Source organism: Hasllibacter sp. MH4015 (assembly GCF_020177575.1).
In the GTDB taxonomy this organism is placed as follows: Bacteria; Pseudomonadota; Alphaproteobacteria; order Rhodobacterales; family Rhodobacteraceae; genus Gymnodinialimonas.
Window position 1 is genome coordinate 187,164 of record NZ_JAHTBK010000001.1, and the last position, 19,570, is coordinate 206,733.

19 protein-coding genes are annotated in these 19,570 nt (G+C 64.2%); 6 read left to right on the forward strand and 13 right to left on the reverse strand.

Annotated elements, in window-relative coordinates; genetic code table 11:
- Positions 1 to 57: 57 nt before the first annotated feature.
- Positions 58 to 1,452, reverse strand: coding sequence for a 1-acyl-sn-glycerol-3-phosphate acyltransferase (locus KUW62_RS01100; RefSeq protein ID WP_224813672.1), 1,395 nt, complete (start codon positions 1,450 to 1,452; stop codon positions 58 to 60).
- A gap of 209 nt (positions 1,453 to 1,661) precedes the next feature.
- On the opposite strand from KUW62_RS01100, the gene KUW62_RS01105 reads away from it, so the two are divergent.
- From KUW62_RS01105 to KUW62_RS01120, 4 genes are all read left to right on the forward strand, one after another.
- Positions 1,662 to 3,626 (forward strand): protein meaA, encoded by a 1,965-nt coding sequence (locus tag KUW62_RS01105; RefSeq protein WP_224813673.1) that lies wholly within the window; start codon positions 1,662 to 1,664, stop codon positions 3,624 to 3,626.
- Between the two features lie 110 nt (positions 3,627 to 3,736).
- On the forward strand, positions 3,737 to 4,054 hold the full coding sequence (locus tag KUW62_RS01110) for an H-NS family nucleoid-associated regulatory protein (protein ID WP_224813674.1): 318 nt from the start codon (positions 3,737 to 3,739) through the stop codon (positions 4,052 to 4,054).
- A gap of 130 nt (positions 4,055 to 4,184) precedes the next feature.
- On the forward strand, positions 4,185 to 4,889 hold the full coding sequence (gene deoD, locus KUW62_RS01115) for a purine-nucleoside phosphorylase (RefSeq protein ID WP_224813675.1): 705 nt from the start codon (positions 4,185 to 4,187) through the stop codon (positions 4,887 to 4,889).
- Entirely contained in the window at positions 4,886 to 5,857 is a 972-nt protein-coding gene (locus KUW62_RS01120) for an aldo/keto reductase (protein WP_224813676.1), read from the forward strand. Before deoD ends, KUW62_RS01120 begins: the two co-directional genes overlap by 4 nt.
- Positions 5,858 to 6,073: 216 nt before the next feature.
- Here KUW62_RS01120 and KUW62_RS01125 read toward each other — a convergent pair whose 3' ends face one another.
- On the reverse strand, positions 6,074 to 7,243 hold the full coding sequence (locus tag KUW62_RS01125; RefSeq protein ID WP_224817012.1) for a type III PLP-dependent enzyme: 1,170 nt from the start codon (positions 7,241 to 7,243) through the stop codon (positions 6,074 to 6,076).
- A 358-nt stretch (positions 7,244 to 7,601) separates the two neighbouring features.
- Here KUW62_RS01125 and KUW62_RS01130 point away from each other — a divergent pair, with 358 nt between their 5' ends.
- Positions 7,602 to 7,919 carry a multidrug efflux SMR transporter gene (locus tag KUW62_RS01130; RefSeq protein WP_224813677.1) on the forward strand — a complete coding sequence of 106 codons (318 nt, stop codon included), beginning with the start codon at positions 7,602 to 7,604 and terminating at the stop codon, positions 7,917 to 7,919.
- Positions 7,920 to 8,022: 103 nt separating this feature from the next.
- Here KUW62_RS01130 and KUW62_RS01135 read toward each other — a convergent pair whose 3' ends face one another.
- From KUW62_RS01135 to KUW62_RS01145, 3 genes are all read right to left on the reverse strand, one after another.
- Positions 8,023 to 8,877 carry a DUF1989 domain-containing protein gene (locus KUW62_RS01135; RefSeq protein ID WP_224817013.1) on the reverse strand — a complete coding sequence of 285 codons (855 nt, stop codon included), beginning with the start codon at positions 8,875 to 8,877 and terminating at the stop codon, positions 8,023 to 8,025.
- Positions 8,878 to 9,012: 135 nt separating this feature from the next.
- The gene (gene creD, locus KUW62_RS01140; RefSeq protein ID WP_224813678.1) at positions 9,013 to 10,455 is read right to left on the reverse strand and encodes a cell envelope integrity protein CreD; all 1,443 of its coding nucleotides are present in this window, start codon (positions 10,453 to 10,455) and stop codon (positions 9,013 to 9,015) included.
- Positions 10,456 to 10,985: 530 nt separating this feature from the next.
- Positions 10,986 to 12,617, reverse strand: coding sequence for an FAD-binding dehydrogenase (locus KUW62_RS01145; RefSeq protein ID WP_224817014.1), 1,632 nt, complete (start codon positions 12,615 to 12,617; stop codon positions 10,986 to 10,988).
- 96 nt (positions 12,618 to 12,713) lie between these two features.
- Between KUW62_RS01145 and KUW62_RS01150 the strand changes: the two genes are divergently transcribed.
- Positions 12,714 to 13,415 (forward strand): DUF1868 domain-containing protein, encoded by a 702-nt coding sequence (locus KUW62_RS01150; protein ID WP_224813679.1) that lies wholly within the window; start codon positions 12,714 to 12,716, stop codon positions 13,413 to 13,415.
- A 17-nt stretch (positions 13,416 to 13,432) separates the two neighbouring features.
- Here KUW62_RS01150 and KUW62_RS01155 read toward each other — a convergent pair whose 3' ends face one another.
- The 8 genes from KUW62_RS01155 to sdhC all read right to left on the reverse strand — a co-directional run bounded on the left by KUW62_RS01155 (position 13,433) and on the right by sdhC (position 19,379).
- Positions 13,433 to 14,806, reverse strand: a complete 1,374-nt coding sequence (locus KUW62_RS01155; RefSeq protein ID WP_224813680.1) for a TrkH family potassium uptake protein — start codon at positions 14,804 to 14,806, stop codon at positions 13,433 to 13,435.
- A gap of 268 nt (positions 14,807 to 15,074) precedes the next feature.
- Entirely contained in the window at positions 15,075 to 15,869 is a 795-nt protein-coding gene (locus KUW62_RS01160) for a succinate dehydrogenase iron-sulfur subunit (protein ID WP_224813681.1), read from the reverse strand.
- A gap of 51 nt (positions 15,870 to 15,920) precedes the next feature.
- Positions 15,921 to 16,223 carry a hypothetical protein gene (locus tag KUW62_RS01165; RefSeq protein ID WP_224813682.1) on the reverse strand — a complete coding sequence of 101 codons (303 nt, stop codon included), beginning with the start codon at positions 16,221 to 16,223 and terminating at the stop codon, positions 15,921 to 15,923.
- 14 nt (positions 16,224 to 16,237) lie between these two features.
- Positions 16,238 to 16,585 carry a succinate dehydrogenase gene (locus tag KUW62_RS01170; protein ID WP_224813683.1) on the reverse strand — a complete coding sequence of 116 codons (348 nt, stop codon included), beginning with the start codon at positions 16,583 to 16,585 and terminating at the stop codon, positions 16,238 to 16,240.
- Position 16,586: 1 nt separating this feature from the next.
- Positions 16,587 to 16,778 carry a hypothetical protein gene (locus tag KUW62_RS01175; RefSeq protein ID WP_224813684.1) on the reverse strand — a complete coding sequence of 64 codons (192 nt, stop codon included), beginning with the start codon at positions 16,776 to 16,778 and terminating at the stop codon, positions 16,587 to 16,589.
- Positions 16,778 to 18,598, reverse strand: a complete 1,821-nt coding sequence (gene sdhA / locus KUW62_RS01180) for a succinate dehydrogenase flavoprotein subunit (RefSeq protein ID WP_224813685.1) — start codon at positions 18,596 to 18,598, stop codon at positions 16,778 to 16,780. Before sdhA ends, KUW62_RS01175 begins: the two co-directional genes overlap by 1 nt.
- Positions 18,599 to 18,610: 12 nt before the next feature.
- Complete coding sequence (sdhD, locus tag KUW62_RS01185; RefSeq protein WP_224813686.1) at positions 18,611 to 18,982, reverse strand: succinate dehydrogenase, hydrophobic membrane anchor protein; 372 nt, start codon at positions 18,980 to 18,982, stop codon at positions 18,611 to 18,613.
- Positions 18,983 to 18,995: 13 nt separating this feature from the next.
- A complete protein-coding gene (gene sdhC, locus KUW62_RS01190; protein WP_224813687.1) occupies positions 18,996 to 19,379 on the reverse strand; it encodes a succinate dehydrogenase, cytochrome b556 subunit in 384 nt (127 codons plus the stop codon).
- Between the last annotated feature and the right edge of the window lie 191 nt (positions 19,380 to 19,570).

The window sequence follows — 19,570 nt, forward strand, 5'->3', positions numbered from 1 at the left end:
ATTGAATTTCCAAATGCGGGTCAGTAGCGGGCAGCGCCTGTTGCGCGGATCAAGCGGCTATTCCGCCGCATCCTCCAGCCGCTCCTCATCCAACAGATGCGCGACGCTGGCCGCGTAGTAGTCGACCACGGGCTTGCCGCGCTCGGTCACTGTGATGGCGTTCGGGTCTTTATCCCTGTCGATGAAGCCGCGCTCCTCCAACGCGCGTAGCCCTGCCTCGATGGTGTAGCGCAGATCATCGCGGGCGAGGTGGACGCCGACGCCCTTGGCCTCAGCCCGCGCGATGCGGGTTTGGATCGCCGCGTCGAGGCCATCCGCCGTGACAGCTCCGTCGCGGAGCGCGTGGGCGACGAGGGGGACGGGGACGATGGGGGTCACAGCGGCAATGCGGTCCATCAGGGCGGTACCGAGGGCGGCGGGTTGGTCGGGGCGGTCGGTGTTCAGGAAATCGGTCAGCGACAGCGGGTCGCCGAAGCTGACCGCGGCATAGCCATAGCGGTGGAACTTTCCGGTGATGCGGTGCCAGATCTGGCGGCGGAGGTAGCGGAAGATCGGCAGGAGAGAAAAGCGGAAGCCCGCCGTGCCGCCCTTCTGCGCCTCGATCAGGTTCCGATCCTCCATCACCCGATCGTAGTTGAGTGCGACCGGCACGAAGACCACGTCGCGGGAGGTGCCGGGGGTGAAGCCATCGAGGATGTAGGAGATCAGGCCGAGTTTCGGTTTGCCCAAGCCCCCGGTGCGTGACAGGCCGCCCTCGGGGAAGACGGCTTGGGTCACGCCATTCTCCGTCGCCATCTGGACGTAACGGGCCAGCACCTTGCGATAGAGCGGATTGTTGTGGCGGCGGCGGATGAAATAGCCGCCCATGGCCCGCACCAGGGAGCGAAGCGGCCAGACCCGCGCCCATTCCCCCACCGCATAGGCCAGCGCCGAGCGTTCGGCGACCAGCCACGTGACCAGCACGTAATCCATGTTGGAGCGGTGGTTCATCACGAAGATGACGGTGCTGTCGTCCGGCACGGCCTCCAACGCATCGTCGTTGGGATTGGTGAGGCGCACGCGGTAAAGCGATTGGCTGAGCCAGCGGGCGGCGCGGGTGCCGAAGGAGAAATAGGTGAAGGCGGAAAAGCCGGGCACGATTTCCCGCGCGTAGCGTTCGGCCTTTTCCGCGGCGACATCTTCGCGGATGCCGGTGGCCTGCGCGTGGTCCGCGATGGCCTGGGCGACGTCGGGGTCGTAGACGAGGCGGCGGACGGTATCCATGCGCCGCGCGAGCTTGAAGGGCTGGATCGGGCGCTTGAGGCGCTTGTTCAGCTCACTGACCGCGTTTTCGAGGCGCCGGCGCAGGAACCATCGGACCGAGGGAAAGAGGAAATGCGAGGCGAAGGTGACGGCCGCAAAGAGCAGGATCAGCAAGAACAGCCAAAGGGGGAGCGTCACCGGACTCGTCATTGCGCGAAGGTGTCAGGATTTTCCAGGTGGCGCAATCGGGGCGGGGGAGATGCCGTTGTAGTGAAGCCGCATCGCGGCCCGCCCGCCGTGCCGAGGGACGCCCGTGCTGCAACGCGGCTTTGCAGGTGCAGCGAATTGACAGGGTCATTTTATTCCGTCTAGATGCGACCTGACGAAACGATGTTGCTGAAACTGAGTCGAGGTTCCCGATGGCGGATGCGAAGAAAGACAGGCCGTGGCTGATCCGGACCTATGCGGGGCATTCCACGGCGAAGGCGTCCAACGCGCTTTATCGCGGGAACCTCGCGAAGGGGCAGACGGGCCTTTCGGTGGCCTTCGATCTGCCGACCCAGACGGGATATGACAGCGATCACGTGCTGGCGCGGGGCGAGGTGGGGAAGGTCGGCGTCCCGATCAGCCATCTGGGCGACATGCGCGCGCTGTTCGATGAGATCCCGCTGGAGCAGATGAACACGTCGATGACGATCAACGCGACCGCGCCGTGGTTGCTGGCGCTCTATATCGCCGTGGCGGAGGAGCAGGGCGCGGATGTGGCGGCCCTTCAGGGCACGGTTCAGAATGACCTGATGAAGGAATACCTGTCGCGCGGGACCTATATCTGCCCGCCAAAGCCGAGCCTGGCGATGATCGCGGATGTGGCGGAGTATTGTTATACCAACGTTCCGAAATGGAACCCGATGAACGTGTGCTCCTACCACTTGCAGGAAGCAGGGGCGACGCCGGAGCAGGAACTGGCCTTCGCGCTTGCTACCGCCATTTCGGTTCTGGATGAATTGCGGCCCCGCGTACCGGAAGAGGATTTCCCGGTTCTGGTCGGACGCATTTCGTTTTTCGTGAATGCGGGCATCCGGTTCGTGACCGAGATGTGCAAGATGCGCGCCTTCGTCGATCTGTGGGACGAGATTTGCGAAAACCGCTATGGCGTGAGCGATCCGAAAATGCGGCGGTTCCGCTATGGCGTGCAGGTCAATTCGCTGGGCCTGACCGAACAGCAGCCGGAGAATAACGTTTATCGCATTCTGATAGAGATGCTGGCGGTGACGCTGTCGAAAAAGGCGCGGGCGCGGGCCGTGCAATTGCCCGCCTGGAACGAGGCGCTGGGATTGCCGCGGCCATGGGATCAGCAATGGTCGATGCGGATGCAGCAGATCATGGCATTCGAGACGGATTTGCTGGAATACGGCGACCTGTTCGACGGAAATCCGGTTGTCGATGCCAAGGTCGAGGCGCTGAAAGAGGGCGCGCGGGCTGAATTGGCCAATCTCGAATCAATGGGCGGGGCGATTGCCGCGATTGATTACATGAAGGGTCGATTGGTGGAATCGAATGCCGATCGCGTAAATGCGATCGAGCGTGGCGAAACCGTTGTTGTGGGTGTCAACAAATACACGGCGTCCGAGCCGTCGCCCCTGATGGGGGAAGATGGCGGGATCATGGTCGTGGACGAGGGGGTGGAGCAGGACCAGATCGCGCGGCTGGAGGATTGGCGCGGCGCGCGCGATGGCGCGGCGGTCGCGCAGGCGCTGGCGGATTTGCGGGCGGCGGCACAGGACGGGCGCAACGTCATGCCAGCCTCCATCAACGCGGCAAAGGTCGGCGTAACAACCGGCGAATGGGCCGGTGTGATGCGTGCGGTCCATGGCGAATATCGCGGGCCGACCGGCGTGTCGGGCGCGGTGTCGAACAAGACCGAAGGGCTGGACGATATTCGGGAGGCGGTGGATGCAGTCTCCGACAAATTGGGGCGGCGGCTGAAATTCCTTGTCGGGAAGCCGGGCCTGGACGGCCATTCCAACGGCGCGGAGCAGATCGCGTTCCGGGCGCGGGATTGCGGAATGGATATCTCCTACGAAGGTATTCGCCTGACGCCGGAGGAAATCGTTGCCGCCGCGATTGCCGATCAGGCCCATGTAATCGGGCTGTCGATCCTGTCAGGCTCCCACGTGCCATTGATAAAGGATGTCATGGACCGATTGCGGGCGGAGGGCGTGGATATTCCCGTGATGGTGGGCGGCATCATTCCCGACGAGGACCGCGTGACACTGCTGGGATACGGCGTTGACCGGGTCTATACGCCCAAGGATTTCGAATTGAACCGGATCATGATGGATATCGTCGAATTGGTTGACCCTACGGCAATTGCCGCGGAATAGCGCGTAAGTCGCTAATTGCCCAAAATAGACATATCTAAAAGTCTGCTTGCTATGGGTAGGTCTTTTCTGCAATGGCCCAAGGGCAATCTGCCGAAAAGAGGAAACCCGAGATGGCGAAAGCATTGGACAAGATGAGCTTCGAAGAATTGCAGGCCCACCAGAAAGAAGTGGCGGCCACGATCAAAAGCTATGACAAGAAGCGCCGGGCGGAATGCCTGAAGGAATTGAAAGCGGTCGCGAAAAAACACGGCTTTGCGCTGGAAGAATTCACCGGGGGCAAGGCGGCGAAATCCTCCGGCCCCAAAGGCGTCGCGAAATACGCCAATCCCGCCGACGCATCCCAGACCTGGACCGGGCGGGGACGTCAGCCGAATTGGGTCAAGGACGCGCTGGCCAAGGGCAAGAAGCTGGACGATATGGCGATCTAGGTCGGTATCGCTTGACGTATGAGGGGCCGGTCCGCGAGGGGCCGGCCTTTTTCGTGGATGCGGCGCGAATTGCTCTTCCGCGCGCGGTCGCCTATGCCATGGGAAACCCCTGGAACAGGAGCCATGGCCGATGACGGTTCATATCGGAGCAAATCCCGGAGATATCGCGGAAACGGTCCTGATGCCGGGCGATCCGCTGCGCGCGAAATGGGCGGCGGAGCGGTTTCTGGACGATCCCGTCTGCGTGAACGAGGTGCGCGGGATGCTGGGGTTCACGGGTACGTGGCGCGGCAATCGGGTCACGATCCACGGATCAGGCATGGGCATGCCGAGCCTGTCGATCTACGCCAATGAACTAATCCGCGACTATGGTGCGAAGACGCTGATCCGTATCGGGTCGTGCGGGGCGATGCAGGAGAAGGTCAAGTTGCGCGACGTGATCCTCGCCATGACCGCGTCGACCTTGTCCACGCCGTCGTCGGGCATATTCCGGGACCTGAATTACGCGCCATGCGCCGATTACGGATTGTTGCAGGCGGCCTACAAGGCGGCCGACGGCAAGGGATCGGCGATTCACGTGGGCGGCATCTATTCGTCTGACGTCTTCTACGACGAGCGGCCCGACCTGAACGAGCAGATGGTGCGTCACGGGGTATTGGCGGTGGAGATGGAAGCGGCGGAGCTTTACACGTTGGCCGCGCGCTACGGTTGCCGCGCCTTGGCGGTTCTGACCGTGTCCGATCATCTGCTGACCGAAGAGGCGCTGCCGTCCGAGGATAGGCAATCGAGCTTCTCCGACATGGTGGAGATCGCGCTGGAGGCCGCGTTCGCGTGAGGCAGCTGGCAGGCCGGGATGTCGGCCCGATCGGGCTTGGCTGCATGAGCTTCGGCGGTATCTACGGCGCCACGGACGAGGCGGAGAGTATCGCCTGCATGCAGGCCGCGTTGGACCTTGGCGCGACCCATTGGGACGTGGCGGAAATTTACGGCGACGGCGTCAGCGAGGCCGTGATCGGACGGTTCCTGCGTGACACGGGCGCCCAGGTAACGCTGGCCACCAAAGCCGGCATCTATGCAGGGCCTGAGCGGTATTTCAGCAATGAGCCGGGGCATTTGCGGCGATCCCTGGAGGGCTCGCTGGAGCGGCTGGGCCGGGACCGGGTGGAGCTGTTCTATATCCATCGGCGGGAGCAGGCGCGCCCGGTGGAAGAGGTGATGGAGACGCTTGCGGGCTTCATCGAGGAGGGGATGATCGGCGCCATCGGCTTCTCCGAGATCGCGCCGTCCACACTCCGCCGAGCCCATGCCGTACATCCCGTGGCGGCGGTGCAATCGGAATATTCCCTTTGGACGCGCTTGCCAGATTTGGGAATGATCCAGGCCTGCGCGGATTTGGGCGTGACGTTCGTCGCGTTTTCCCCGTTGGCGCGCGGGATGTTGAGCGACGATTTCCAAGGGCGGGAAAATTTTCCGCCCGGTGATTTCCGCACATCCAATCCCCGTTTCATCGACCCGAATTACCGAGCGAACCTTGGGATCATCGCGGGCTTCAAGGCATTTTGCGCAGAGCACGGCTGGCCCACATCGGCCACGGCGCTGGCCTGGGTCCTGGCGCAGGGCGCGCATATCATCCCGATCTCGGGCACCCGCTCCGCCGCGCATTTGGCGGAATTGGCGCAGGGGGCGGAGATCGTGTTGACGGATGCGGATCTGGCGGAAATTGACCGGCTTCTGCCGCCCGGCTTCGCCCACGGGAACCGCTACAGTGAGGCGCAGCAGCAGGGGAACGAGGCGTATTGCTGAAGGGGTGGTGTGGACCGACATCGCGCTCTGTATCGCCCGACCGGGGGCGACAGCGCGCAATTCGCGCCTCCTGAAAATCACCATGACGGCCTCACGCGCCGGAACCGGCCTCCCCACCGGTCCCGACGCGGGCGTCTCTGATCCCGGCACCTTCGTCGGGTCGAGACAGACGCGCGGCCCGGGATCGTTCTCCGGGCCGTCGCGGGTCTTGCCGCCTTACAGGATCACGACATCCAGCGGCGGGAAGCCGTTGAAGCCGATGGAGGCGTAAGTCGTGGTGTAGGCGCCGCAATTGCGGATCCAGATCCGGTCGCCTGCCTTCAGTCCGAGGGGCAGGGCCACCGGGCGCTTCTCATAGAGCACGTCGGCGCTGTCGCAGGACGGACCGGCGAGGATGCAGGGGCCGTGGCCCTCATGGTCGCGGTCGGTGGCGAATTGGTAGCGGATCGCCTCGTCCATCGTCTCGGCCAGGCCGGAGAATTTGCCGATGTCCAGATAGACCCAGCGGTGCAGGTCATCGGGTGATTTGCGGGAGACGAGCAGAACCTCGGCGGCGATCATCCCGGCCTCTGCCACCAGCCCGCGGCCCGGCTCCGCCATGATGCGGGGAACGTTGCCGAAACGGGCGTGAACCAGCTCCATCACGCGGGCGGCGTAGGGCGTGGGGTGCGGGATGTCGTCCCCGTAGAATGCCGGGAACCCGCCACCGATGTTCAGCAGGTCGAGCGCAAAACCCTGGGCATGGGCAGCGTGCCACACGGCGGCGATCCCGTCGAGAACAGGCGCCCACATGGCCGGGTCGCGGGTTTGGGAGCCGACATGGAAGGACAGGCCCACCGGGCGCAGACCGAGTGTGCGCGCCTCACCCATCAGGGCGATGGCGTTGTCGCGCGTGGTGCCGAACTTGCGGGTCAGCGGCCAATCTGCGCCCGAGGCGTCAACCAGCAGGCGGATATAAACCTGTGCGCCGGGGGCGTGCTCGGCGATTTTCTCCAGTTCTTCGGAGGCATCTGCCGCGAAGACATCGACGCCGACGGAATGGGCGAAGGCGATGTCGGCGGGTTTTTTGACCGTGTTGCCGAAGGAGATATGGGCAGGGGCGGCCCCGGCATCGAGGCAGATCTGGATTTCGTGACGGGAGGCGGCGTCGAAGCCCGAGCCGAGCGCGACGAGACGCTCAAGGATCGCAGGTTCGGGGTTCGCCTTCACGGCATAGTGGATATGGGCGCGGCCCAGACCGTTGGAGAGCGCGGTATATTGCTGCGCCACGCGGTCGACATCCAGGACCAGCGTCGGACGCTCGAATGAATGGGCGCGGGCATAGGCCTCCGCGCGGGATACAGATACGGGAGCGGCGGCCGAAAGGCCGGGAAACGTAGCGGTCATCACGTTCTCCAAGTGGACGAAACGCCCCATTCAAGGGGACGCGTTGCATTCAAAGGGAGACGTTACCGTCGCTACGTAACTGCGATGGTTATCCCGGCCCAAGCGTACTGATCGTGCGCGAGGCCGACTTACCATCCGTGACAGAGGCGCGTGCGTTGGCGTCTATGGGCGGCATGTGGGCCAAAGGGTGAGTCGGATCAAGCGGTTTTTTCCGACACGGGCAAGTTTCTTCCGACGTGTCCGCGTGACCACATTCTTGACAGGGTCATGGGGCGTGCGGCATGCCGGACCGGTCGGCCGGGACGACCCGGGCAGAACCGACCATCCGGGACCGCCCGTATCCGTGGAGGGAGCGCGTATGGGTTGGCTATTTCTGATTATCGCAGGGCTGCTGGAGACGGCGTGGGCCGGTCTTCTGAAGTCGATGGCGGGTGAGTGGAGCCTGGGACGCGGCGCGGGGTTTGCCGCGGCGCTTGTCGGCAGCATGTGGTGCCTGGGCCTTGCGCTGAAACACCTGCCGATCTCCATCGCGTATCCGATCTGGACGGGCATCGGATCGGTGGGCGCGGTCGTTCTGGGCGCGACCCTGTTCGGAGAGACGGCAAGCTGGCGCGTTCTGGCGGGCGTGAGTCTGCTGATTGCGGGCATGGCGCTGCTGGCCTCCGACAGCGTGTGAAAGTCTTTTTGCAGGGGGCGCTGCCCCCGTCGCCCGAGGGCGACTCCCCCGGGATATTTGGGGCACATGGAAGACGGGCGCGCGCGTTAACCTTAACGGGGGGTTAGCGTCCGTGGGACCGGTCGTAGGGGTTTGCCGCGGGCGGGTGATGGCGCGGCGTATGGGCGGTGTCGAAAACCTCGACCTTCAGCGGGTAACAGGGCGTCGTATCGGATGAATGCTCCGCCCCGCAATCGCCGCCGGGGCAGGCGGACAATGCGCCGAGCAGGTCGATCTCGGCCCGGAATTCCAGCGTGTCACCGGGGCGGACGGGGCTGGCCTTCATGAAATATTGGCCCGTGTCGCGGGTGAAGCCGGTGCACATGAAGACATTCAGGACATCGTGGACGTGAAGTTCGGCCTCGTGGAGCGGCAGGCCGGTTTCATCCGACAGGGCACGTGTGAGGTTCGAGTGACAGCAATAATGGTATTGGTCGCCGCCGTTGAGCAGCGCGTTGGTGTAGGGATCGCAGCGGGTGCCGATCACGTCATGGACCGCGCCGCCGTATTCGTCGATGCCGTACCAGTCGAGGCTGTCGTGGGTGATCGTCGCCATCGCGCGCAGATGCGGCAGGTTGGACCAGAGCACATCGCCGGTGGTGACATGTGTGCCGTGAAGCGCGCGGGTCTTGCCGGAGAAGAAGCGTTCCGAAAGGTCGTGGGCGTTCCAGAGGTTGAGGTCGCCGACCTGGGGGCCATCGACGGAGGTGATGCGGATGGTCTGGCCCGCCCGCGCGCGGAAGGTGGCGGCGTCACGGGGCTGGGCGAGGACGGTGGCGATGGGGCCGGTCGGCGTGGCGGGGCCGAGATGGACCGGCTCGGGCAGGGTTTCGGGCGGGTAGCAGACGACCGGCGCGATGGCGCGGCGCTGGGCGGCGTCGGGTGGTGCGGAGCTGAGCTTGGGGCGGCGGTTGGGCATCGGGAGCGATCCGGGGATGGTGGGTTTCACCCACCCTACGGTGCTGATGGGAGGATGCGAGGGCAAAAAAAGCCCCGAGGTTCGGACAGAAACCTCGGGGTCAGGGGGCAGAAGCGGGCGGCACGGGCCTGCCGGTCAAGAGGTTCCCGGAGAGGGGGGAAGCTCGGGCGGCGCCTGTGGGGCCTCCTGTGCCTGGGTCTTCTGCGGTGTTTGGGGCACGCCGTGGCGCGGGGTGCCGAAGATCGTTTTCGTGGGGTCCCGCGGCGCGCCATACCAATCCTCGTTCCGGGTCATGTACATCGTGAGGGCAAGCGCGAAGAACGCGAGGGTGGATCCGGCCAGAAGCGCGTAATCGGCGGAGCGCAGGATGAGGTAGAGGACGCCGTAGGTGACCGCCAACATCAGCCCGAGGATCGCGGCCCGTTTGCCGAGCTTCAGGCCGAGCCAGCCGAAGAGCGTCAGCAGGATCGTCGTGGCGCCTGCCGACAGAAGATAGGCGGGCCCGAAGCCGACCTGTTCGGCGTAGGAGACCATGAGGAGGACGAAAGTGGATTGGGCCAGGCCGATCAGGATGTATTGCACCGGATGGGTGGGCCGCTTCGTGGCGCCTTCGATCAAGAGGACGGTCAGGAAGGTGAGCGCAATGAACAAGATGCCGTAGCGCGCGGCGCGGTAGGCCTTCTGGTAGAAATCGTTGGGCTGGAAGAAGCGCACACCGAAGGCGGCCTGGCTGCGCGCGGTCGTGTCGTAATCCTCTCTCGCGGCCTGGGGCAGCGGGCGGGCGAGGTGCGGGATTTCCCACGTGGCGGTGAAGCCGTCCTCCGTGATCTCCCGCGTGTTGGGGAGGAAGGCCCCGTAGAAGCTGGGATGGGGCCAGTCGGAGGTGAACGAGATCGTGGAGGTGCGGCCCATGGGGGTGGCGCGCAGATCGGCCGCGCCGTTGAAGCCGAGGGTCAGGGCATAGCCGTCGTGATCACGCGGATCGCCGAGTTCAGCCATGACACCGGCAATGTCACCGGCCCGGGGTTCGAGCGGGATCTGCGTTTCCCCGGTGGACAGCTGCGCGGCGCCGCGCAGGGCGCGGTTGGCCGATACCGTAAGGCGCAGCGTCGCCTCCTCCCAAAGAATTTCCTCGTCCCCGACCAGTTGATCCTCCGCCGCAGCGAGATCGTAGGTCAGATCCATCGCCGCAATGGCCTGGAAGACCGGTACATCGAACAGACCACGGGAACGGATTTCCGTCTCCGTCGTGATGTCGAGGGCGAACTCCTCCGGCAGGAGGTAGACGGAGGCGGTGCGGCGGATGCGCGTGACCTGGCGTTGCTCCTGCGTGACCTCGCCCGTGTCGGGGTCGGTCACGTTGATCCGCTCCGAGGTTGTGACAGGCCCCTGGACCGGCAGGATCATCACCGGACCGGACAGCAGCTGCGCCCCGCCCCATTCCTGCCCGACCTCCGCCAGGGTGCGATCGGCAAGGCGGGAGCGATCCTCCACCACCAGCGAGACGAAGAAGATCGGGATATACATCAAGACGGCCAACAGGCCGACGATCAGGAAACGGGTGCCGAGGGAGCGCATGGACGGGTCCTTGATTGGGGCAGTAATGGGCTGACCCTAGGGACAATGGCGCGCAGGTGTGTGCAGGTCTTGTGCAGGTTTTCGGGTCTTTACACGGTCGAATCCGTAGGGTTTTCGGTGCGCATCATGCCCTTAGCGCGACGTATTTCGCCGCGGAAATCGGCGCAAAGCCTTGGCGGAAGGTGATCCGGGCTTGCACCAAGCCCCTCGCAATCAGAGCAAACATACATCCAGGTTTTGCCGTTCGGGTGTCGCCCAACCGGGTGCCATTTGCAGTCGGTTGGCGGAAGGGTTGCGACACCGGGATCCATGCCGAGGTCTGCCTCTGCCTTGATGCGGCGTTGCGAGCGGATCACGAGGATGACGGCTGCGATGGCCACAATGGGAAAGATCGCATCAAGAAGTGCGTCGATATTGGCAAAGGGTCCCATTGGTCGGGGATTGGCAGGTCTTCATGACGATTCTATGGTCGGCATGGCGGTCGGGCTTGCGAACCTTCGGAGTTTTGCGGCCAGGGTGAAGGCGCGCGGTCAGAGCGTTTCGCCAAGCGTTTTGCCCGAGAAGATGCAGCCGCCCAGAAACGTGCCTTCGAGCGCGTTGTGGCCGTGGTAGCCGCCGCCGCCAAAGCCCGCGACTTCGCCTGCCGCGTAGAGGCCGTTGAAAGCGGTGCCGTCGGGGCGGAGGCATTGGCCGGCCAGATCAGTATGCAGGCCACCGAGTGATTTGCGGGTGATGATATTGAGGCGCACGGCGATGAGGGGGCCGTGGGCGGGGTCAAGGATGCGGTGGGGCTTGGCCGCGCGGATCAACTTGTCGCCGATATATTTGCGGGTCGCGCGGATGGCGTTGATCTGTGCGTCCTTGGAGACCTTGTTGGTGAGCTGCGCATCGCGCGCCTCGATCTGGGCGCGGATATGCGTGGGATCGAGCGGGGCTTGGGGCGTGATGCGGTTCATGCCCGCGAGGAGGGTATCGAGGTCATTCGCGACCACGAAATCCTCGCCCTTTTCCTTGAACGCTTCGACGGCCTGGGTCGCGCCTTTGCCCAGACGTTCGCGCAGGACGGCGCGCCATCTGGCGGAGGTGAGATCGGGGTTCTGTTCGGAGCCCGAAAGCGCGAATTCCTTCTCGATGATGCTTTGGGTCAGGATGAACCAGCTGTGGTCGTGGCCGGTTTGCAGGATGCGTTTGAGGGTGGAGGTCGTGTCATGGCCGGGGAAGCAGGGGGCCTCCAGCCGCGTGCCGGTTGCGTCGAACCACATCGACGACGGGCCGGGCAGGATACGGATGCCGTGGTTTGGCCAGATCGGATCGTGGTTCCTGAGCCCTTCGGTGTAATGCCACATGCGGTCTTCGTTGATGGCCGCTGCGCCTTGCGCCTTGGCCCGGGCGGCCATCTGGCCGTCGACGTAATCGGGCACGCCGGAGATCATGTGGATCGGCGGCGGGCCGAGGCGGTCGGTGGGCCAATGTTCGCGGACCAGGTCGTGTTTGCCGCCGATGCCGCCCGTGGTTACGGCGGTGGTTTCGGATCGCAGGGAGAATTGGCCGGTGACGGTGCGGTTGGTGGATTGGCCGCGATTGGCCGCGTCGTCGGCAAGGGTGTCGCCTTCGACGCCTTTGACCACGCCGCCTTCGATGAGGAGCGAGGTGACGCGGTGGCGGAAATGGAGCGTGATGTTGGGATGCGTGCGGACGCGGTCGGCATAGGGGCGCACGACGCCGGTGCCGGTGCCCCAGGTGATGTGGAAGCGGGGGATGGAATTGCCGTGGGCATCGGCGTGGGCTCCGCCGCGTTCAGCCCATCCGACAACCGGGAACCAGCGCATCCCGAGATCATGGAGGTAGGCGCGCATCGGGCCGGCGGCGAAGTCGAGATAGGCTTCCGCCCAGGCGCGGGGCATGACGTCTTCGGGTCGGTCGAACTGGGCGGAGCCGAACCAGTCGGAGGCGGCAAGGTCGCGACTGTCGCGCAGGCCGAGGCGGCGCTGCTCGGGCGTGTCGACCATGAAAAGGCCGCCAAGGCTCCACCACGCTTGGCCACCGAGCGATTGCGGACCTTCCATATCGAGAAGCGCGACCTTCCGGCCCCGTTCGGCGGCATGGTAGGCGGCGACAAGGCCAGAGAGGCCGGCACCGATGATGATCGTGTCGTAATCCATGATCCATGCTAGGTCAGGCGTGGCAGGGCTGTCGATACGCACCGTCACGTCAGGGCAGTGTTACCGTGCCATGCCATTGTCGCCCCGTTCGAGCAGATGGAGATCGCGATGCAGGTGGACGATTTTGCGCAAAGCGCCCACAACGCGCCGCCGATGCGGTTGGGCCAACGTTATGACGCGACCGGGTTCCTGCCCGATCCCGGAAACACGGTGGTTTGCCATCTGGACCGGGACGCGCCGGGCGGCAAGGCGGTGCTGGCGGCCCGCGCGGCAATGCAGGCGTTGCCGGGCGCGGATCGACTGCTCTTCACGCCGGAGGACAGCCTGCACATGACCGTTTTCGAGGGGGTACTGGACAATCGCCGGGTGCCAGATGCGTGGCCGGACTGGATGCCCGCTGACGCGCCGGTGGACGCAGTGACGGACGCGATGTGCGAGCGGTTGGGCGGCTTCGCGGGACCGGGGGCCTTTGCGGTCAGCGTGGCGGCCCTGCGACCCACCGGGCTGGCACTGCGCGGCGCGGCGGCGGGAGATGCGGCTGTCCTGCGGGCGTGGCGCGATGCGCTGGCCGAGACGTTCGGTTACCGTCAGGCGGTCCATGACCGGTACGAATTTCATATGACCTTCGCCTATCCCCTTGCGTGGTTGCCGGACGATCATGTCCCCCTGTGGCGGGAGGAATTGGCCCGGATCGGCGCGGAACTTGCGGCGGCGACGGCGGTGATCCCGCTGGGCGCGCCCGCGTTTTGCCGGTTTGCCGACATGACCCGGTTCGAGGAGTTGGTCGTGCTTGGATGATCCGCCTGCGGGACGCGTCAAAGCACCAGCTCGTTATCCTCTTCCTCCAGTCGGCTTTCGTCTTGCGAGGCAAGAGCGATGCCGAAGGTCAGGATGCCGATGCGACCGGCTGTCATCAAGATGATGACGAGAAGCTTGCCCAATTCGCTCAACTCTCCGGTGAGGCCCATGCTGAGCCCGACGGTGCCCATGGCCGAGAAGACCTCGAACAGCACAACTTCGAACGCGGCGTCCGGTTCGGTGAGAAACAGCAAGAAGGCCGCCATCGCGGCGAGGCAGAAGTAATAGGCGAAGGACGCGGTGGCGTTCTGCAATTGGCCAAGCGGGATCTGGCGCTTGAAGAACCGGATGCGGTCCCGGCCCTTCAAGGTGGAGCGGACAAGACCGACGAGCGCCGCGAAAGACGTGGTTTTCAACCCGCCGCCGGTGCCCGCGGGCGACGCGCCGATAATCATCAGGAAAAAAAGCAAAAGCAGGATCGACGCGGACAGGCCCGATATTGGCAGCGTGTTGAACCCCACCGTCGTCGACGCCGTCATGACCTGGAAGAAGGAGGCGAGAAGGCGGTCGGTCGGATCAAGCGGTTGCACGCTGGGCTCGATCACGAAAAACAGCGCCGTTCCGATCAGAAGGAACAGCAGTGTCATGCGCACGATGATCTTGGTGGTGAAGCCCAGATGGCTGGCCTTGCCGGTCAGGGTGCGGGAGACGTCGAGTACGATGAGAAAGCCCATCGCGCCGAGAATGCTGAGGGCGGAGATGACGAGGTTCACGCCCACATCGCCGCTGAAGGCCTCGAAACTCGTGGAATTTAGGCTGAACCCCGCCGTGCAGAAGGCCGAGATGGAGTGAAAGATTGCACTCCAGACCGGGTTTTCGACACCGGCGGACACGAACATCGGGTAGAGCGCCACGGCCCCGACCGTCTCGCAGATCAGGGTGAAGAGCACGACCGATTTCACGAATTGGCCGGGCTTGATCGAATCCGGCAGGTTGAACGCCCGCTGTGTCGCCTTCTTGCGCAATCGGCCAAGCTCATTGGAGACCGACAGGACGAGAAAGGAGCCAAGGGTCATGTATCCAAGACCGCCGATCTGGATCAGCAACAGGATCACCAATTGCCCGAAAAACGTGTAGCTGCTGCCCGGATCGACGGTCACGAGGCCGGTCGTGGACACGGCGGAGGTCGCGATGAACAGGTTATCTATCGCCGAGATGTCGATCGCCTGCGCGAACGGAAAGCTCAGCAGAATCCATCCGATGATGATGTAGCTGCCATAGCCCAGAAGCAGGAGTTTCGCGGGGCTGAGCCGCAGGATCGCGAAGCGCGCGCTGGCCTGGGTGCGCCGCATGTCGCGGGACCAGCCGCTGAATCCGTCTTCATCGGGCATGGATCTTGCACCCTATCACTACAGAAACCGAACGCACCGGATGCACGCAAGGTTCCTGAACGGCGATATGGGGCGGCGCGGCGGGGTGGCAAGCATCGCCCACGCTCAAATCTGCGCCATGGCCGATGCGACACCGTCGCCCCCGCGGCGATGGAGACGGACTCCCCACGGATCGCAAAGCACGCCCCGATGCCCGAAGTGGAACAACGCGGTGACGTGCCACGGACGCGCAGGCACATGGGCCCCGGCAGCCGCGGATGTGACCGCGTCAGAGCTGCCGTTCGACCATCATCTTCTTGATCTGCGCGATCGCCTCTGCCGGGTTCAGCCCCTTGGGGCAGGTCTTGGTGCAATTCATGATCGTGTGGCAGCGGTAGAGCTTGAACGGGTCTTCAAGATCGTCCAGCCGCTCCCCCGTCGCCTCGTCCCGGCTGTCGATGATCCAGCGATAGGCATGGAGCAGCGCGGCGGGCCCGAGGTAGCGGTCGCCGTTCCACCAATAGGAGGGGCACGAGGTCGAACACGACGCGCACATCACGCATTCATAGAGACCGTCGAGTTTTTTGCGATCCTCGATGGATTGGCGCCATTCCTTTTCGGGGCGGCGCGTCTTCGTCTCCAGCCATGGCATGATGGAGGCATGCTGGGCGTAGAAATGCGTCAGGTCGGGGATCAGGTCCTTCACGACCGGCATGTGGGGCAGGGGATAGATGGCGATGTCGCCGTCGATTTCATCCATGCCGTAGATGCAGGCGAGCGTGTTGATGCCCTTGCTCTTCACGCCACCGATATTCATCGCGCAGGACCCGCAGATGCCTTCGCGGCAAGACCGGCGGAAGGTCAGCGTCGGGTCGATCTCGTTCTTGATCTTGATGAGTGCGTCCAGGATCATCGGACCGCAGGTGTCGAGGTCCACCCAATAGGTGTCCACGCGCGGGTTTTCACCGTCATCGGGGTTCCAGCGATAGATCTGGAACTTGCGCAGGTTGGTGGCGCCTTCGGGCTTCGGCCATGTCTTGCCCACGCGGATGCGTGAATTCTTGGGCAGGGTGAGCTCAACCATCGTGTCGTTCTCCTGAAGTCGTTCCTGTGCGGCACGGGGCCGGGGATCTTGTCATGTGCGGCCACCCAGATTGATGCCGACGGTCAAGCCGCCGCCGCTGGGATTGGGTTGGCCGCTGAGCCTGCGTTCGACACAGGTGGCGAAAGCCTCCTGCTCGTCGCGGGGATTGAAAATGTCAGACGTAATGCGCACGCCGGCCCCTGCGGACGGCCCGGCGGACCCGCCACTGATGCCGACCCGGCCGGAAATGCCGTCGGCCTGCCGTGCCTCGTCCACGCAAAGGCGCTCCGCCGTGGCGCGGGTGGGGATCTGTCCCGGTCCGCAGGCGGCGAGTATCAGCAGGGGTGCAACCATGAGCGTTAGGCGCATCATCCGAACCCCCTGAGCAAGCCGTCGAAATAATTGCCCGCCGTACATTGCAGGGTCGCGGGGCGTTGCAGAACCTCGGACACCGTGCCGGATGCAGCCTCCGTATTGCCAAGCGCGATGCCGCCCGCGATCGTAATGATCTCCTGCGCGGAGGCGTTGTCGATCACGCAATTGGTGATCGGCGTTGCATCGACACCGGGAAAGCGTTGCTGAACTTCTGCATCGACGTATTGCCGCGCCTGTTCGCGCGCCAGTTGGTCGGCCACATCCTGAAACCCCACGCAGCCCGACAGGAGCAGCGGTGCGGCGACCAGAAGGGCCGCGGGGAGGGACGGGGCGCTGCGCATCCTAGTAGCCGACGCAGATCCGCGTGCCGGCCTGAAGGGCGCCGAACCCCTCCTGGCAACCGGGGGTGATGTGGGCCTCCGCGTTGTAGGCCCCGTTGGCATAACCCGTGCGAACAGTGTCACGGGACGTGAAGCTGTTGCAGCCCGCAAGGACCATGAGGGCCGCAAGCCCCGTCAATGTTGCAATCCGCATCAGTAAACCCTCGCTTTCGGCTTGATCTTGTCCATGTCGATCCCGCCTTCATTGTGACCGATCAGCGGGCTGAGGCCCACGGCGCGGTAATCCAGATCCACCTTGTTACCATCGACATAGGCCAGAGAATGCTTGCGCCAGTTTTCGTCGTCGCGGTCGGGGTGATCTTCGTGTGCGTGGGCGCCGCGGCTTTCCTTGCGCGCCTCCGCCCCTGCGATCGTCGCGAGTGCGTTGGGCATCAGGTTTGCCAGTTCCAGCGTCTCCATCAGGTCGGAGTTCCAGACCATGGAGCGGTCGGTGACGGCCACGTCGTCCATCTTGCCTGCAACGCCGATCATCTTCTCCAACCCTTCGGCCAGTGTCTTGTCGGTGCGGAAGACGGCGGCGTCGGCCTGCATCGTTTTCTGCATCTCCAGTCGCAGCTCCGCCGTGGGCGTGCCGCCATCGGCGTGCCGGATGTCGTCAAAGCGCGCCAGGGCCTTGTCGATCTGGTTTTGCGGGACGTCGGGGTTTTTCTCGTTCGGGTCCACGATCTCGCCCGCCTTGATCGCTGCGGCGCGCCCGAAGACCACGAGGTCGATGAGCGAGTTGGAGCCGAGGCGGTTGGCCCCGTGGACGGAGGCGCAGCCGGCTTCACCCACGGCCATCAGGCCCGGCACGATGCGGTTGGGGTCATCCTCCGTGGGGTTCAGAACCTCGCCCAGGTAGTTCGTGGGGATGCCGCCCATATTGTAATGCACGGTGGGCAGCACCGGGATTGGTTCCTTGGTCAGGTCCACACCGGCGAAGATGCGCGCGCTCTCGGAAATGCCGGGCAGGCGCAAGTCCAGCGTTTCCTTGGGCAGGTGGTTGAGGTGGAGGTGAATGTGGTCCCCGTTCTCGCCCACGCCGCGGCCTTCGCGGATCTCCATCGTCATGCAGCGGGAGACGACATCGCGCGAGGCGAGGTCCTTGTAGGTCGGCGCGTAGCGTTCCATGAACCGCTCGCCCTCGGAATTGGTCAGGTAGCCGCCCTCGCCCCGCGCGCCTTCGGTGATCAGGCAGCCTGCGCCGTAGATGCCGGTGGGGTGGAACTGCACGAACTCCATGTCTTGCAGCGGCAGGCCCGCACGGGCCACCATCCCACCGCCGTCCCCGGTGCAGGTATGGGCGGAGGTGGCCGAGAAATAGGCGCGGCCATAGCCGCCGGTGGCCAGCACACACATCTTGGAATGGAAAACGTGCATCGTGCCATCATCCAGCTTCCACGCGACGACGCCGACACATTGTCCTTCGTCATTCATGAGAAGGTCGGTGGCGAAGTATTCGATGAAGAACTCCGCATCGTTCTTGAGCGACTGGCCATAAAGCGTGTGCAGGATCGCGTGACCTGTCCGGTCGGCGGCAGCACAGGTGCGCTGCACGGGGGGGCCTTCGCCGAATTCCGTCGTGTGGCCACCGAACGGACGCTGATAGATCTTGCCGTCTTCGGTGCGGGAGAAGGGGACACCGTAATGCTCAAGCTCATAAACCGCCTTGGGGGCTTCGCGCGCGAGGTACTCCATTGCGTCGGTGTCCCCCAGCCAGTCGGAGCCCTTCACGGTGTCGTACATGTGCCAGTGCCAGTGATCCGGCCCCATGTTGCCGAGGCTCGCCGCGATGCCGCCTTGTGCGGCCACGGTGTGTGACCGGGTCGGGAACACCTTGGAGATGCAGGCCGTCTTCAGGCCCTGTTCGGCCATGCCAAGCGTCGCGCGCAGGCCAGAGCCTCCCGCACCCACGACGACGACGTCATAGGTGTGGTGGGTCAGCTCATAGGCCGGGGAAACGGTATCTTTCATCTCAACTGCCTCTCAAAGGGCGATCTGCATCAGGGCGATCAAGCCGCCCGCTGCGACGCCGTAGCAAAGAATGGTGGTGGCGATGATCGCGATCTTGCGCGTCAGGCCTCTTGTGTAATCCTCGATCAGCACCTGAACGCCGTAGCGCATGTGGTGCATCCCCACGACAAGATAGGCCGCGACGATCAGCGCGGGGATCGGGCGACCGAGTGTCGCGATCACTTCGCCGTGCTCGGACCCCAGAAGCGGGCCGATCACACCCAGGAAGAAGGGTGTGAGGATCAGAAGCGCCACGGATGTGACGGTCATCGTCCAATGCTGGGCGGTGCCATTGCGCGCAGAACCCAGGCCGGTGACGCGTTTGCGGTCGGTGATGAATGCCATGTTCCTGCTCCCCTCAGACCGCGATGATGGTCAGGAACGTGAGGGCGACCGATCCGATGATCATGCCCCACCCCATACGGTCCGCCGTTTCGACATCAAGGCCGCGCCCGGTGTCCCAGATCAGGTGCCGCAGACCACCAAGAGCGTGGTACCAGAGGCCCAGAACGCTGAGCGTCATGACCAGGTCGCCGATGAAGGACGTGATCAGCCCGTCGATCGTCGCGAAGTAATCCGGTCCCGAGGCCGCGGCCATCATCCACCAGACCACAAGGATGGCGGAAACCAGCATCGCGTTGCCGGTGATGCGCACAAGGATCGAGGTGATGGAGTTCAGCTGCGGTTTGTAGATCGTCAGATGAGGCGAAAGCGGACGGTTGCCGCGGTTGACGTCGGCCATGGCTGGAGTCCCCCTATCAAAAGTGCCGTCAGGATTGGCTGGGTGCCGGTCGTTGCCTTTATCAATAGCAACAATTGCGCTGTAGTCACGCGCTCCGGTTGCATTTTACCGGGTTGTTGTGGGGCTTAACGCCGCAGAATGGCCAAGTGTGATCACAAGATTTGCGAGTGTGATCACAGTTCTGGGCGCGC